The following is a 15,649-nucleotide window of genomic DNA, read 5'->3' as shown; positions in this document are numbered from 1 at the left end:
TTAAAACTGAATATAGATGTCATGTTGCTGTCCATCTCGTTCTACTGTGAGGTTAATCTCGGTCAAATCCGTAATCGACTCAAAGACTTTACTCATCACATCCGGATCCGTCAGATCCAGACCATTTAATTGTGTGGCGATATCGCCGTTCTGTAATCCCACTGACTCAAACAGTGCCGGGTCTTTACCCGGACTGACACGATAGCCCAGAATTTTGTCATCCTGCTTCAACTGGGAGAGCGTGACGTATTGGAAAATTTCGCGGGGGTTTTTGGCGACCGCGGCGCGAATCGCGTCGAGTTTATCTTCCACGGGCGTGTCTTTGGCTGTTCGGGTTGGTGCTGCGGCAGGTTGGGCACTGACTTTAGAATAGTCTATTCCTTCCAGCATCAGGGTCTCATCCCGGCCAGAATTATCAATAATGACCCGATCCGGCATCACCGCTTTGAGTTTTACTCGCGTGCCTTCAATCACTTCATTCAGACCATACGTCGCCTGAGACCCACGATTGGCAATCACCGCCAGACTCTGGCTCGGCTCAGAACTCGCAACAACGCCCACCAGCACCAGGTTTAAACGGGTTTTAGGCGCGTCGACTTTGACAGGCGCCGGAGGTGGCGTCTGGTCGTTGTAATGCCCGAACAGATCGCCTTTCTGCAATACGCTGATGTCCATGCCACTGCTGGTTTTGGGCTGAGCAGACGCATTGGCTGACCATGCGGCGACCGTCGTCTGTTCACTGTGCAGCATCCAAACCATTTTGCCGACGATCCACGCAGACAATGCGATGCAAATCAAAGTGACCCACAAACTGAGCGGCTTTTGCCAATGTGGAAAACGCTGCATCCAATCCCCGGATGTCAGCTGTTGTAAATTGATACGCTCCACTCTGTGTCCTTCATTCCTAAATTGTTGCGCTAACGTCATGTTTTTTATCAGTAGGAGCCTTTTAATTCAGGACCTTATATAAAATATAGCAATATATCACAAGCTTCGCGGACTTCTTTTAACTTACGATTAAATTGTCGACTTGCTTGAAAAACTGACATGCAATCACCATTGTAACCAGCAAGCCAAAAGCGAAATAAACACATTAGAGGTAATTTGCCAGCATGAGTTCCCCATCTGAAGCGGTTCGACTCGATAAATGGTTGTGGGCCGCAAGATTTTACAAAACTCGCTCGCTGGCGCGGAATATGGTCGATGGTGGCAAAGTTCACTATAATGGCCAGCGAACAAAACCAAGTAAGCTGGTCGAAGTCGGTGCGATCATTACCCTGCGCCAAGGCAACGAAGAAAAAACCGTTGTAATTGAACGCGTATCCGAACAGAGACGTGGCGCACCGGAAGCTCAGACCCTGTATTCAGAAACGGCTGAAAGCGTGGTGAAACGCGAGCGCATGGCGCTGGCGCGTAAACTCAACGCCACCAACCCAGCCCCGGATCGCCGCCCGGATAAAAAACAGCGCCGCGATCTTCTAAAATTTAAACATCAATAAAGAGCCGGACTATTCCTTATGACTACAAGCTCAGTGTCGAAAAACACGTTAAACCGCTACCTATTTGAAGATCTTTCAGTACGTGGCGAGTTGGTGCAACTGGATGAAACGTACCAACACATGATTACAAGCAAGGAATACCCAGCTCCAGTACAGAAACTGTTGGGTGAGCTTTTGGTTGCGACCTCACTGCTGACGGCTACGCTGAAGTTTGAAGGCTCGATTACCCTGCAGCTGCAAGGCAACGGCCCGGTTTCACTGGCTGTGATTAACGGTGACAACAACCAGAAAGTACGTGGTGTGGCTCGCTGGGAAGGCGATATTGCCGATGACGCAGGCCTGCACGATATGATGGGCAGCGGCTATCTGGTGATCACCATTGAACCGAAACAGGGCGAGCGCTATCAGGGCGTGGTTGGCCTGGAAGGTGACAATCTGGCAGAGGTACTGGAAGGTTACTTCCTGCGTTCAGAACAGCTGAAAACCCGCCTGTGGATTCGCGTTGGTGAACAAGATGGCAAACCTCATGCTGCTGGCATGCTGCTACAAATCATGCCTGACGGCACAGGCACTCCGGAAGATTTCGAACACCTGGAACAACTGACCAATACGGTGAAGGATGAAGAGCTGTTCACACTGGAAGCCAATGAGCTGCTGTACCGCCTGTACAATCAGGAAAAAGTGAAAGTATTCGAACCTCAACCAGTTCAATTCCAATGCGGTTGTTCTCGTGAGCGCAGCGCCGCAGCGATCGTAACCCTCTCGCGTGACGAGGTGTACGAGATTCTGGCAGAAGAAGGTTTTGTCGCTCTGCATTGTGACTATTGCGGCACCACTTACTCGTTCGATTCCGCGCAAGTGGCTGAATTGTTCGCACAAGATAGCTCAGAGAACAAAACCCTGCATTAATTTATCGGGTTTAACAAGCACGAAAATTTACCACTACAGCCAGCATTATGCTGGCTTTTTTTGTGATCAAAACCCAATAAAATCAATAGTTACACTCACCGTACGCCGTACTTAATTTCTTTGGAATAATAATCCCTTTGGTCTGGCGCAATGGTTTGCGTGCGCGATAAAATACCCCAGCCAACAATATGTGACGGGTTACCTAAAACCACAGGGAAAGCGTGGGTAATTTTTGAACTATCTCCCTGTTTTTTCCCCACCCCGTTGCTAGCATGGTGAGCAGATAACAATTACAAACATTATTAAAAATCCCTACAAAATCCTTATAAGGAGCACCTATGACCGTTATGGAACATACTAAGGCTGCACAATTAGATCTTACCCAATATGGAATAACCGATGTAACTGAAGTGGTGCGAAACCCAAGTTACGAATTGTTATTCGAAGAAGAAACTCGCTCAGATCTGGAAGGCTACGAAAAAGGCGTAGTCACTGAACTGGGTGCAGTGGCCGTTGATACCGGCATCTTCACTGGCCGCTCACCAAAAGACAAATTCATCGTTAAAGACGCCACTACCGAAGAAAACATGTGGTGGACGTCTGAACAAGCGAAAAACGACAACAAACCGATCAATCAGGCCGTGTGGAACGATCTGAAAGCGCTGGTTGGCAAGCAATTGTCCGGCAAGCGTCTGTTTGTGGTCGATGGCTACTGTGGCGCGAACGCTGATACCCGTCTGTGCGTACGCTTTATTACTGAGGTCGCATGGCAGGCTCACTTCGTGAAGAACATGTTCATCCGTCCTTCTGAAGAAGAGCTGGCAACGTTCAAACCGGATTTCGTGGTCATGAACGGCGCGAAATGCACCAACGATAAATGGCAGGAACACGGTCTGAACTCTGAAAACTTCACCGTATTCAACCTGACCGAAAAAATGCAACTGATTGGCGGTACTTGGTACGGCGGCGAGATGAAAAAAGGTATGTTCGCGATGATGAACTACTTCCTGCCGCTGCAAGGCATCGCGTCAATGCACTGTAGTGCCAACATGAGCAAAGATGGCGACGTCGCTGTGTTCTTTGGTCTGTCTGGTACCGGTAAAACGACTCTGTCGACCGATCCAAAACGCGCGCTGATTGGTGACGATGAGCACGGCTGGGACGACGATGGCGTCTTCAACTTCGAAGGCGGTTGCTACGCGAAAACCATCAAGCTCTCGAAAGAAGCTGAACCAGACATCTATAACGCGATTCGTCGTGATGCGCTGCTGGAAAACGTGACTGTCCGCGCTGATGGCTCGATCGATTTCGATGACGGTTCAAAAACCGAGAACACCCGTGTTTCTTACCCGATTTACCACATCGACAACATCGTTAAACCCGTCTCCAAAGGCGGTCACGCGAACAAAGTGATCTTCCTGTCTGCCGATGCATTCGGCGTGCTGCCTCCAGTGTCTAAACTGACGCCGGAACAAACCAAGTACCACTTCCTGTCTGGCTTTACTGCCAAATTGGCCGGTACTGAACGCGGCATTACCGAGCCAACGCCAACCTTCTCTGCTTGTTTCGGCGCAGCGTTCCTGACGCTACACCCGACTAAGTACGCCGAAGTGCTGGTGAAACGCATGGAAGCCGCTGGTGCGGAAGCTTACCTGGTTAACACGGGCTGGAACGGCACGGGCAAACGTATCTCGATTAAAGATACCCGTGGCATCATTGATGCAATTCTGGATGGTTCAATCGAACAAGCCGAAACCAAGCACATTCCTATCTTCAACCTGGAAGTCCCAACAGCGCTGCCAGGCGTAGATCCTGCAATCCTTGACCCACGTGATACTTATACCGACCCACTACAATGGGAAAGCAAAGCTAAAGATTTGGCCTCTCGCTTTATCAACAACTTTGCTAAGTACACCGACAACGCGGAAGGTAAAGCGCTGGTTGCGGCAGGTCCTCAACTGGACTAAAACTGATAACTCAGTAGCAAGCCCCTCTTTTGAGGGGCTTTTTTTGTTGAAGCCAGCGCCAATTTACTCCAAGCTGTGGACTTTCAGGACGGTCATCGCATCAGGGAATTATGAAAAAGCTGCTTGCTCTCGGGGTTGGATTGGTTGCGCTGCTGCTGGCACTGACGCTGGTCGCATTCGGCATCATGCACACCCGTTACCTGACACCGTCTGCGCAGTGGCTGACCGAGCATCTGTGGCCCGAAAAACTGACCTTCAGTGAGCTCGATTACGAATACCCACTCCATTTCCGCCTGCACAATGTGACGCTGGAAACCAGCGCCAACCCCTTGAGCTTTCAACAAGTGGATATCTGGCTCAGCCCGCAACTGTTTCATCAGGACAAATGGGTGATCGACAGCGTACTGCTCGATGGCGCTAACTTTTCCGATGGCTTGCCAGACAATGATTTTCTTGCCCAACTGCAACTCAATCAACTGGCGCTGCACAATATCGATTTCGCCAATCACGGCCTGATTGCACGCGGCGTCAATTTACAGGTCAAAAAGCCTATCTGGAACAACGCCAAACAGTGGCTGCCTTACGGCGAACTGCAACTCTCAGCCGAACAGTTATACTGGCAAGGTGAAGCGCTCAACAATGTACTGATCGATGCCGATTACAAAGCACAGGACAGCACCGTTTACGGCGCCTCGTTTCAATGGCGCGGCGGTGAGTTTTCTGGTCAGGCAGAGCAGTATCCGGCCGGTTGGTCGCTGGTCAACGTCACCATCAGCAAGCTGGACCTGAAAGACGATCTGTCTACACTGAGCGCGCCGTGGTGGCAGCTGGCCAAGCCTTATCTTCACCACATCAACAGCCTCGATGTGCTGAGCAGCAATTTGCAGTTGGGTGAGACCAAACTGACCAACCTCGCGCTGTCGCTGGAGAACCTGACGGTCGATCAGTCACTGTGGCAGCAAGACAGTGGCTACCTGTCACTCAACGCCGAATCCGCGGACTGGCATGGACTGCAATGGATTGAACCGACGTTTAAGCTCGAGTTTCGCCCGGGCAACATCACCATCAGTGATTTTGCTACCGAACTGCTGCAAGGCAGCATTCAACTCAGTGGTGACATTCAGCCCTCCGGCATCCATCTTCACCAGTTAACCGCACGCGGCATCAAATGGTTTGCCGAGCAGCAACAGGATTGGGCGTGGCTAGACAGCGATCTTCCTGCGCTGAAAAATCTGACCATTGATCAATGGAATCTCAACAACCTGCAATTGATCCAACTGACTCATAAGCCGTTTTGGCAACTCTCCGGCCTGAATGTTGAAGGACGCAATACCGAGCTCAATCGCAATGGCCGCTGGGGCTTGTGGAACGGGAAACTGAGCATCAGCGCCAACAGCGCCAGTATCGGTCCGCTCGTCAGTAGCCAAGGTGTGGTGGAGATGAGCAGCAAAGAGGCCCACTGGCAGCTTGAGCGCGCGTTCCTGCCGTTGGAGAACGGTTATTTGGATGCCACTGCCAACTGGGCATTTGACGCAGCCAGCGCGCCATGGAACGTTAATTTGCATGCGGACGGCGTGCCGCTCACTCAACTCGGCCAGTGGCTGCCTCTGCCATTGAAAGTCGATGCCTTGGCCGAAATCGATTTGGCCGCTGATGGCCTTGCGGGCGACTATCCGATGCTGGCTCACTCACTGAGCGGCGAATTGAACCTCAATTTGCGCGATGGCACTTTGGTGATGAAGAACTCTGATGCGTTGGTGGTACAGCCTTTCTCGCTCGACGGGCTGAGGCTGAACGCCGACCGCGGTCGCCTGTCACTGCATGCGACGCCGCTGTCCGGCCCAACGCTCAATGCCCGCCTGCACGGTGACATCGATTTGGTTGAACCCAAACAAGGGATGTTGGAACTGGAGGTGACTCAGCGCTGCGATACTCAGCATTTTGATCTGCTGCGCAATCAACAGCGCGAGGAGAAAGGTTCGGACAAAGCGTGCGTGCCAGTCCCTTAGCCGCGCGCATTTTCCAAAATGGCTTGGTAGTTCGGGATCAGCATGTAAGTGCCGATGAACTCCACGGCGTCGTTATCGCCACTCGAAATATTCACGTTAACCACAATGCGTGCTTTGCGCCCGGAGGCCAGGCGGTCCAAATCGCCGCTGATGCCATCCAGTGACGTCGACGCCACCGGGTTGTGTACCACCGGATGGCGGTAACGGATACGGCTGTCGACCAGCACAATATCTCCTTCCAGGTTACGCTCACGCATCAGCAGCCACGCCATTCCCCAGCCAGTCAGCGTCGCCAGCGTAAAGGCAGAGCCCGCAAACATGGTGTTATGGGGATTGAGGTTCGGGTTAAGCTGCGCGCCACACTGGAACTGATAGCCCGTGTACTGCAGCACTTTGATCCCCATTTTTTCGCTGATCGGAATGTGCGCCGCCCAGCGCTCCTGAAGCTCGGTACACCACTCCGGTTTACGCAGCACATTGGCCATCGGGTCGAGCGGTTTGACCATCTGCTGATGGCGTACCGGGCCGCGTTCATCGGTCAGTTCACCGCGGCGCTCAAAACCATTTTTCTCATAGAATTTGATCGCGTCTTCACGAGCGTTACACACCAAGCGTTTCGCCCCTTCCTGACGCGCCAGAGACTCAAGAGCAACCAGCACAAGCGAGCCCATCCCCTTGGCGCGACGACTGGCTTTGACCGCCATGTAGCGGATCTGGCCTTCGTTATCCGGGGTGATATACAGGCGACCAATCGCGATTGGCCGTCCCCGACTGTCGACAATCATGCGGTGATGGCTCATCGCGTCATATTCATCACGCTCTGAGCCAATCGGCATACGCCACGGCTCGCGCAGCAACTGCCAGCGGAAGTGGTAATACTTATTGAGCTGATTATCCGTTTTCGGCGTAATAAGTTTAAACATAGAGTCCGTTCCCGAAAGCTCACAAGGAGCCGAAATTTAAGCCTGCAACCAGAAGGTTACCGGGCCATCATTGATGAGTGACACTTTCATGTCGGCCGCAAAACGTCCACGCTCTGTCGGCAAAACCTGTGCACACAAATCAGAAAAATAGTCGTATAGACGCTGCGCCTCTTGTGGGTGCGCGCCACGTGAAAAGCCGGCACGGGTGCCCTTTTTCGTATCCGCAGGCAAGGTAAACTGCGAGACCACCAGCACACTGCCCCCGACATCTTTGACGCTGAGGTTCATTTTGCCTGCATCATCCTCAAACACACGATAGCTGGTCACTCGTTCCATCAGGCGTTTGGCTTTGGCTTCATCATCATCACGTTCAACCCCAAGCAGCACTAACAGGCCATGGTTAATCTCACCGACGATTTCGCCCTCCACGCGGACTGCCGCTTCACTCACCCGTTGAATCAAGGCTATCACTTTGGTTTCCTTCTTGTTTGTGCTGAGTTTGAGGCAGTGAGTGTACCACGTCTGGGTCGTCACTCCAGTACTCACGCTCACCGAGCGCAGCGGTCACTTCGGCCCCGATCAACACAATCAGCCAACATAAATACACCCAAACAAACAGAATGGGAATCGCGGCAAGCGCCCCGTATATCAACTGATAAGAAGGGAACTGAGTAATGTAGGCCGCAAAGGCTTTTTTACTCAGCTCAAACAGAATAGCAGCGACAAATGCGCCAGCGATAGCATGCAGAAAATGAATTTTTTTGTTCGGCACCAACAGATATAACCCGGCAAACGCAGAAAACGAAAGCAACAGCGGCAGGCGACGCAGGAAGAAGTTGAAGGCACCCGTCAGTGCCTCGCTGTCGAGCAGTTTGAGCGACGTGATGTACGAGGTGACCGCAATACTGGCACCGACCAGAATTGGTCCCAGCGTGAGGATCATCCAGTACATTGAGAACGAAAACACCATGCGGCGTTTCTTACGTACCCGCCAGATGTAGTTGAGGTTCTTATCGATATTCGAAATCAGCGTCAGCGCTGCGACAAACAGGAACATACCACCCACTGCGGTCATTTTGCCGGTATTGGTGACGAACTCTGTCAGCGCGTTACGCACCGCATCCCCAGCCGCGGGCACGAAGTGGGTAATCACATAATCCTGAACCACATCACCGACGTTTTCAAAAATGGAGAATGAAGAGAGGATCGACAGCAATACGGTCAACATTGGTACAATCGACAACAGCGTGATGTACGCGAGGTATCCGGCATTCACATTGACTCGGTCGTGGCCCATACGCACCAACAAATAACGCCCGAACAATACGCTATCCTTAACCAAAGATTGGATTTTCAACTTGTCTCTCCCATGCGACTAAGCCATGCTAACGCCTTCATTTTAATAGAAAGGAGCTCATGATGCCTTACCTGTTGGCCATCTTCTTATCGATCTTTACCCTGACAGGCTGTCAAAGCGCCTATTATTCGGCGTTGGAAAAGGTCGGTTATCACAAACGCGACATTATGGTTGACCGTGTCGAGGCCGCCCAAGAGTCACAAAAAGACGCACAGCAGGAGCTGACCAGCGCACTGGAAGCCCTGTCGGCATTCACGCAATTTGATGGTGGCGAACTGGAAAGCGCCTATGAGCGCATCAACGATCAGTACCAACAAAGCGAAGCAGCAGCTGCCGATGTGCATGAGCGCATTGCCGCGATTGAAGACGTTGCCGATGCCTTGTTTGAAGAATGGCAAGGGGAGCTTGCGCTTTACACCAGCAGCAAACTGCGCCGTGCCAGTGAGCAGAAACTCAACACCACCAAAGCTTCATATCAGACGATGCTTAAAGCGATGAAACGCGCCGAGCAAAAGATGACACCAGTGCTCAACACCCTGCGCGATAATACTCTGTATCTGAAGCATAACCTCAATGCCAGCGCGGTGGGTTCACTGCAAGGCGAATTTGCGACCTTAGAGCAGGATATTCGCACCGCGATCACGCAGATGAACGCCGCGATTAAAGAATCGGATCAGTTCCTCGCCCATCTCAAACAGTAGCGTGGCATGATGCTGCGTGCTCCACAGCGCGCAGCACAAAGCGCACTCGCTCGCTGACCGCATCAAACGGCACCTCAACACAGTGATAACCCAGTTGTATGTAAGTCATCACTAACTGTTCATGAATCGCCAATGCTTGCTCAAATGGATAAGGTCTCACATCATCCTGCACATAAATGGCGGCGTGTGGCCGACACACAAACACGGTCGGGAAATAGCCCTGACTGGCCTGTACATAATGCAGATCCGGTTCAATATCCGCCGCCTGCAGATAACCACAAATGTCAGGAATCGCGCGGTCGAGAAACGCCAATGGCTCTTTGCCCGCATTCCGTTTTTGCTCACTCATCGCGACCAGACACAATTGAGCAAATCCCGCTAAATCGTGCCACGGCAATATGCCATTCGGCTTCGCACTCTCCTGCTCAATCAAGGTGCGCGACACTTCGGGAAACGTCGCCAAACCCGCCTGCGCTAACGCGTCAATCAGAGTGGTTTTGCCGGCGCCCGGACCGCCAGTGATGATGATGGGTTTCACATTCGCTCCTTATCAGATGCATAAAAAAAGCCCCCAGCGTTACCGCCGAGGGCTCAATTCTATTCGTTCAACGATTATTTTGCGTCGCGAGATGCACGTTTACGATCGTTTTCAGTCAGGTGACGTTTACGAATACGGATGCTTTGTGGCGTAACTTCTACCAGCTCATCGTCATCGATAAACTCAAGCGCTTGCTCTAGCGTGTATTTGATTGCTGGAGTCAGAACCTGAGCTTCATCGGTACCTGATGCACGTACGTTCGTCAGCTGTTTACCTTTCAGACAGTTTACTGTCAGGTCGTTCGAACGGTTGTGAATACCCACGATTTGACCTTCGTAAACTTCGTCCGCGTGTTCAGTGAACAGACGGCCACGCTCTTGCAGGTTAAACAGAGCGTAAGTCAGTGCTTTACCAGTTGCATTCGAAATCAGTACGCCGTTCACACGTTGGCCGATGTTACCGCCTTTGTGTGGACCGTAGTGGTCAAAGGTATGGTACAGCAGACCAGAACCTGAAGTCAGGGTCATGAACTCAGTCTGGAAGCCGATCAGGCCGCGTGATGGCATCACGAAGTCTAGACGTACACGACCTTTGCCATCTGGAGACATGTCTTTCAGTTCGCCTTTACGCAGACCGATTTTCTCCATGATGCCGCCTTGGTGCTCTTCCAACACGTCGATAGTTACCGTTTCAAACGGTTCCATCAGTTGGCCGTTTTCTTCTTTCAGGATTACTTCTGGACGAGATACCGCCAGTTCGAAACCTTCACGGCGCATGTTTTCGATCAGGATAGACAGGTGAAGTTCACCACGGCCTGATACGCGGAATTTATCTGGATCGTCCGTTTGCTCAACACGTAGTGCAACGTTGTGAACCAGTTCTTTTTCCAGACGCTCAAGGATGTTACGTGAAGTCACGAACTTACCTTCTTTACCCGCGAACGGAGAAGTGTTTACCTGGAAAGTCATGGTTACCGTTGGTTCGTCAACGCTCAGTGGTGGCAGCGCTTCGATGCAGTTCACGTCACAGATGGTGTCTGAAATTTTCAGTTCACCAAGACCGGTGATCGCAACGATGTCGCCCGCAGTCGCTTGTTCTGTTTCTGAACGTTGCAGACCCAGGTAACCCAGAACAGTACCAACTTTGCCGTTACGTTTTTTGCCATCAGCGCTCACAACGGTCACTTGCTGGTTTGGTTTTACCGTACCGCGAGTCACACGGCCAACACCGATAACACCAACGTATGAACTGTAGTCCAGCTGAGAAATTTGCATTTGCAGCGGACCTTCAAGGTCAACTTGAGGAGGCTCTACGTTATCAACGATGGCTTGGAACAGCGGTTCCATGTTTTCGCCAGTTTCGCCTTCTTCCAACGTTGCCCAGCCGTTCAGAGCTGATGCGTAAACCACTTGGAAGTCCAGCTGTTCATCCGTTGCACCTAGGTTGTCGAACAGGTCAAATACCTGATCCATTACCCAGTCAGGACGCGCGCCAGGGCGGTCGATTTTGTTGATAACAACAATTGGTTTCAGACCGTGAGCAAACGCTTTTTGGGTTACGAAACGAGTTTGTGGCATTGGGCCGTCAACCGCATCAACGATCAGACAAACACAGTCAACCATTGACATGATACGTTCAACTTCACCACCGAAGTCCGCGTGTCCCGGAGTGTCTACGATGTTGATACGGTAGTCGTTCCAGTTGATAGCGGTGTTCTTCGCCAGGATGGTAATGCCGCGCTCTTTTTCAATGTCGTTCGAGTCCATGACTCGCTCTTCAACATCACCGCGCGACTCTAACGTGCCTGATTGCTGGAGTAGTTTATCCACCAGGGTCGTTTTGCCGTGGTCAACGTGCGCGATGATCGCGATGTTTCTTAATTTTTCAATCTGTGGAGTAGCCATGGAGTTTTGCTTCACTTAATTACACAAAATGGTCCGCTTCCGCGCGTAGGCAAAACCGGTACCTGAGTTTGGTTCAAAAAACGGCCAATAATGTACCAGATTTTGGCGAAAAACCTAGGAATATGTGATCTGTCACGCTGAATTTCGCTCCTTTAGAGCCTAGCCGTCAAATTGATTTAAAACAAACCGCGGCATACTGGACGGAAATGCCAATTGACAACCCTACAAATTATCGGCTGAATAGTGTTCGCTTTGATAGATATTGGTGCAGTGAAACCGATAACGCACCAACAAGGTGCAACAAGGGATCTTATTGGTGCAACGGAAAGCACCAAAAAGAGCCAATCTTATGCAAAGCATTGAATTTATAGGACTTAAGAAATTGGCACGATTCTAGCTAATATGAATTCAGCACAGATTAAGTAGTAGTTCAGACATTAATCAATGCTGGTTTCACTTTGATTCGAGCCCAAACCGCTTTATTAACACTGGAGGTTATCCAAGATGTCAGTAGAAAACGTACTATCGCTGATCCAAGAAAACGAAGTTAAGTTTGTTGACCTACGCTTCACAGACACAAAAGGTAAAGAGCAGCACATCTCAATTCCTGCTCACCAAATCGACGCAGACTTCTTCGAAGAAGGTAAAATGTTCGATGGTTCATCAGTTGCTGGCTGGAAAGGTATCAACGAATCAGACATGGTAATGATGCCAGATGCATCATCAGCTGTGCTTGACCCATTCACAGAAGACGCAACGCTGAACATCCGTTGTGACATTCTTGAGCCTGCAACAATGCAAGGCTACGACCGTGACCCACGTTCTATCGCAAAACGCGCGGAAGAGTACATGCGTTCTACTGGAATCGCAGATACTGTTCTGGTAGGTCCAGAGCCAGAATTCTTCCTGTTTGACGACGTGAAATTCTCTACTGACATGTCAGGTTCTTTCTTCAAGATCGATGACGTAGAAGCAGCTTGGAACACAGGTACTGACTACGAAGACGGTAACAAAGGTCACCGTCCAGGTGTGAAAGGCGGTTACTTCCCAGTAGCGCCAGTTGACTCATCTCAAGACATCCGTTCAGCCATGTGTCTGATCATGGAAGAAATGGGTCTGGTTGTTGAAGCACACCACCACGAAGTAGCAACTGCAGGTCAGAACGAAATCGCAACACGTTTCAACACACTGACCAGCAAAGCGGACGAAATCCAAATCTATAAGTACGTTGTTCATAACGTTGCTCACGCATTCGGCAAAACAGCGACTTTCATGCCTAAACCACTGGTTGGCGACAACGGTTCTGGTATGCACGTACACCAATCTCTGGCGAAAGACGGCGTTAACCTGTTCGCTGGCGACAAGTACGGCGGCCTGTCTGAAATAGCGATCTACTACATCGGTGGTATCATCAAGCACGCACGTGCACTGAACGCACTGACTAACCCATCGACCAACTCATACAAGCGTCTGGTTCCACACTACGAAGCGCCTGTCATGCTGGCTTACTCTGCACGTAACCGTTCAGCGTCTATCCGTATCCCAGTGGTACCAAGCCCTAAAGCACGTCGTATCGAAGTTCGCTTCCCAGATCCAGCAGCGAACCCATACTTGGCGTTTGCAGCAATGCTGATGGCTGGCCTTGACGGTATTAAGAACAAGATCCACCCAGGCGAAGCAATGGATAAAGACCTGTACGATCTTCCAGCTGAAGAAGCAGCCGAGATTCCAAAAGTTGCTGAATCACTGCAACAAGCGCTGCAGTGCCTGAGCGATGACCGCGAGTTCCTGACTGCAGGTGGCGTATTCTCTGATGATTTCATCAACTCTTACATCGAACTGAAAACGAAAGATGTAGAGCGCGTGAACGTTGCAGTACACCCACTAGAATTCGAACTGTACTACTCTGTATAAGTCTTATTCTTTGTAAGTGTAACGCAGGTTACACACGAAAATCAGGCTCGCCTCGCAGGCGGGCCTTTTTCGTATTTGGGCCCGTGATGAAGGCATTTAACATGAACGTTACATACTCAGTATCGAACCAGTGACTCCGCGTCTTGGCGAACCCACAACCTCGTGAGGTGGAAGATGAAACGTTTTTCAGGTTTATGCTTATCGTTGCTGCTCATTGTGCCCCAATGGCTTTACGCACAAAGCGTTTACACATGGGAAGATGAACATGGCGTTGTTCACTTCAGTGATGCTCCGGCCGATACACAAGCCCAGACTCTTCAGTTGCCCGATTATGACGCATCTGCGCCAGAACCCAGCTACGAAGCCGCGCAGCCTATTGACCTGCCTGCACCGAAAGCGAACAAAGCAGCGCCTGTCGCGTTACAAGTCCGCCTGACTTCTCCCCAGCCAGACCAAACCATCCGCAATAATCAGGGGAAAATCACCGTCGCTGCCGAGCTGAACCGCTCACTTGGAGTCTCCGAACACCTGCAGCTCGTCATAGATAGCAAACCTTATGGTGCGCCCAGCACCAAAACGGTGTGGGAGCTGAAAAATATTGAACGCGGGTCGCATACCTTTTCAATTCAGGCGTTTGGAAACGGCAAGGTTATTGCATCGTCTCTATTTGTAACGGTGCATTTACATCGAGCGTCCGTGAATTAGGCAAGATCTGCACTAAATAGCTCGATTTCCAACAGTCTCTGACTTTTTCTTTGTGCTCCGTTGCGCCATACTTGACAAAATCAATGCACCAATATTGTGCATTGCATCATTTTGGAACACGGACAAGGACGAACCTGTGAGCGCAGAGCTAAGCGAAACGATACTGAACAACGTTGTAACCGCCACTTTAATGCTGGATGAAACCCTGTGTGTGCGTTATGCCAATCCCGCCGCCGAGCAGTTGTTCTCACAAAGTGCCAAACGCATCATTAATCAACCGCTCTCCAAGCTGATTCAACACGCTTCGATGGATCTGGCGTTGCTCTCCCAACCGCTACAGAGCGGACAAAGCATCACCGACAGCGATGTAACGTTTGTGGTGGATGGCAAGCCGCTGATGCTGGAAGTTACCGTCAGCCCGCTGTCATGGCAGAAAGAGCTGATGTTGCTGGTTGAAATGCGCAAGATAGGCCAGCAGCGCCGCCTGACTCAGGAACTCAACCAGCATGCGCAGCAACAAGCCGCAAAGCTGTTGGTGCGTGGCCTGGCTCATGAAATTAAGAATCCGCTCGGAGGCCTGCGCGGCGCGGCTCAGTTACTTGAACGCATGCTGCCCGACCAGAGCCTGACCGAATACACCCAAATCATTATCGAGCAAGCCGATCGCCTGCGCGCTCTGGTCGATCGCCTGCTGGGGCCGCAAAAGCCGGGTAAAAAAACCTCCGAAAATTTGCACCTGATTCTGGAAAAAGTACGCCAGTTGGTCGAACTGGAAGGCAGTGCCGATCTGCATATTGAACGTGATTACGATCCTAGCCTGCCCAACATCATGATGGACACCTACCAGATTGAGCAGGCGCTGCTCAACATTGTCAGTAACGCAGCGCAGATTCTGGCCAACCAGCCACATGGCGTGATTACCCTGCGCACCAGAACAGTGCACCAAGCCAATATTCACGGCCAGCGACATAAGTTGGTGGCCAGAATCGAAATTATTGATAACGGTCCGGGCATTCCGCTAGAACTGCAGGACACCTTGTTCTACCCCATGGTCAGCGGCCGTGAGGGAGGAACCGGGCTCGGCTTATCCATTTCGCAAAACCTGATAGACCAGCACAATGGAAAAATAGACGTAGAAAGCTGGCCAGGAAGAACAACATTTACGATTTATTTACCGATTTGAACGACGTGACCATTCTCACCATGAGAATGGGGCTGCTGTT

At 51.0% G+C, this 15,649-nt stretch carries 14 protein-coding genes; 8 read left to right on the top strand and 6 right to left on the bottom strand.

The features are described 5' to 3' along the window. A complete protein-coding gene (gspC, locus tag LGV68_RS15155) occupies nucleotides 1–846 on the bottom strand; it encodes a type II secretion system protein GspC (protein WP_206769376.1) in 846 nt (281 codons plus the stop codon). A 266-nt stretch (nucleotides 847–1,112) separates the two neighbouring features. Between gspC and hslR the strand changes: the two genes are divergently transcribed. The 4 genes from hslR (at nucleotide 1,113) to LGV68_RS15135 (ending at nucleotide 6,384) form a co-directional block, all read left to right on the top strand. Continuing rightward, nucleotides 1,113–1,499, top strand: coding sequence for a ribosome-associated heat shock protein Hsp15 (gene hslR / locus LGV68_RS15150; RefSeq protein ID WP_020329324.1), 387 nt, complete (start codon nucleotides 1,113–1,115; stop codon nucleotides 1,497–1,499). A gap of 33 nt (nucleotides 1,500–1,532) precedes the next feature. Then, nucleotides 1,533–2,408, top strand: a complete 876-nt coding sequence (hslO, locus tag LGV68_RS15145) for an Hsp33 family molecular chaperone HslO (RefSeq protein ID WP_024373342.1) — start codon at nucleotides 1,533–1,535, stop codon at nucleotides 2,406–2,408. A 338-nt stretch (nucleotides 2,409–2,746) separates the two neighbouring features. Further along, entirely contained in the window at nucleotides 2,747–4,375 is a 1,629-nt protein-coding gene (gene pckA / locus LGV68_RS15140) for a phosphoenolpyruvate carboxykinase (ATP) (protein WP_020329322.1), read from the top strand. Between the two features lie 110 nt (nucleotides 4,376–4,485). Further along, nucleotides 4,486–6,384, top strand: a complete 1,899-nt coding sequence (locus tag LGV68_RS15135) for an AsmA family protein (protein WP_252535644.1) — start codon at nucleotides 4,486–4,488, stop codon at nucleotides 6,382–6,384. Here the strand turns inward: LGV68_RS15135 and LGV68_RS15130 are convergent. From LGV68_RS15130 to LGV68_RS15120, 3 genes are read right to left on the bottom strand one after another with little or no spacing between them, the layout of a single operon-like run. Then, entirely contained in the window at nucleotides 6,381–7,307 is a 927-nt protein-coding gene (locus LGV68_RS15130; RefSeq protein WP_020329320.1) for a bifunctional GNAT family N-acetyltransferase/hotdog fold thioesterase, read from the bottom strand. The genes LGV68_RS15135 and LGV68_RS15130 overlap by 4 nt on opposite strands. Before the next feature lie 36 nt (nucleotides 7,308–7,343). Next, nucleotides 7,344–7,778 (bottom strand): D-aminoacyl-tRNA deacylase, encoded by a 435-nt coding sequence (gene dtd, locus LGV68_RS15125; protein ID WP_020329319.1) that lies wholly within the window; start codon nucleotides 7,776–7,778, stop codon nucleotides 7,344–7,346. Continuing rightward, nucleotides 7,750–8,664: a virulence factor BrkB family protein gene (locus LGV68_RS15120; protein ID WP_038127848.1), complete on the bottom strand. Its 915-nt coding sequence runs from the start codon at nucleotides 8,662–8,664 to the stop codon at nucleotides 7,750–7,752. The genes dtd and LGV68_RS15120 overlap by 29 nt, the downstream gene beginning before the upstream one ends. Nucleotides 8,665–8,726: 62 nt before the next feature. Here LGV68_RS15120 and LGV68_RS15115 point away from each other — a divergent pair, with 62 nt between their 5' ends. Continuing rightward, on the top strand, nucleotides 8,727–9,365 hold the full coding sequence (locus LGV68_RS15115) for a DUF2959 domain-containing protein (protein ID WP_100267564.1): 639 nt from the start codon (nucleotides 8,727–8,729) through the stop codon (nucleotides 9,363–9,365). On the opposite strand, the gene LGV68_RS15110 is transcribed toward LGV68_RS15115, so the two are convergent. After that, nucleotides 9,355–9,903: an AAA family ATPase gene (locus LGV68_RS15110; RefSeq protein WP_203344519.1), complete on the bottom strand. Its 549-nt coding sequence runs from the start codon at nucleotides 9,901–9,903 to the stop codon at nucleotides 9,355–9,357. The genes LGV68_RS15115 and LGV68_RS15110 overlap by 11 nt on opposite strands. Before the next feature lie 74 nt (nucleotides 9,904–9,977). Further along, nucleotides 9,978–11,807 carry a translational GTPase TypA gene (typA, locus tag LGV68_RS15105; RefSeq protein ID WP_020329314.1) on the bottom strand — a complete coding sequence of 610 codons (1,830 nt, stop codon included), beginning with the start codon at nucleotides 11,805–11,807 and terminating at the stop codon, nucleotides 9,978–9,980. Nucleotides 11,808–12,311: 504 nt separating this feature from the next. Here typA and glnA point away from each other — a divergent pair. The 3 genes from glnA (at nucleotide 12,312) to glnL (ending at nucleotide 15,609) form a co-directional block, all read left to right on the top strand. Next, the gene (gene glnA, locus LGV68_RS15100; protein WP_252535643.1) at nucleotides 12,312–13,721 is read left to right on the top strand and encodes a glutamate--ammonia ligase; all 1,410 of its coding nucleotides are present in this window, start codon (nucleotides 12,312–12,314) and stop codon (nucleotides 13,719–13,721) included. 174 nt (nucleotides 13,722–13,895) lie between these two features. Continuing rightward, nucleotides 13,896–14,426, top strand: coding sequence for a DUF4124 domain-containing protein (locus LGV68_RS15095; RefSeq protein ID WP_252535642.1), 531 nt, complete (start codon nucleotides 13,896–13,898; stop codon nucleotides 14,424–14,426). Between the two features lie 136 nt (nucleotides 14,427–14,562). Continuing rightward, nucleotides 14,563–15,609, top strand: coding sequence for a nitrogen regulation protein NR(II) (glnL, locus tag LGV68_RS15090; protein ID WP_020329311.1), 1,047 nt, complete (start codon nucleotides 14,563–14,565; stop codon nucleotides 15,607–15,609). The last annotated feature ends 40 nt before the right edge of the window (nucleotides 15,610–15,649 follow it).

The organism is Vibrio sp. LQ2 (assembly GCF_023920125.1).
Taxonomy (GTDB): Bacteria; Pseudomonadota; Gammaproteobacteria; order Enterobacterales; family Vibrionaceae; genus Vibrio; species Vibrio fluvialis.
This window is presented reverse-complemented; position numbering and strand designations above follow the sequence as displayed.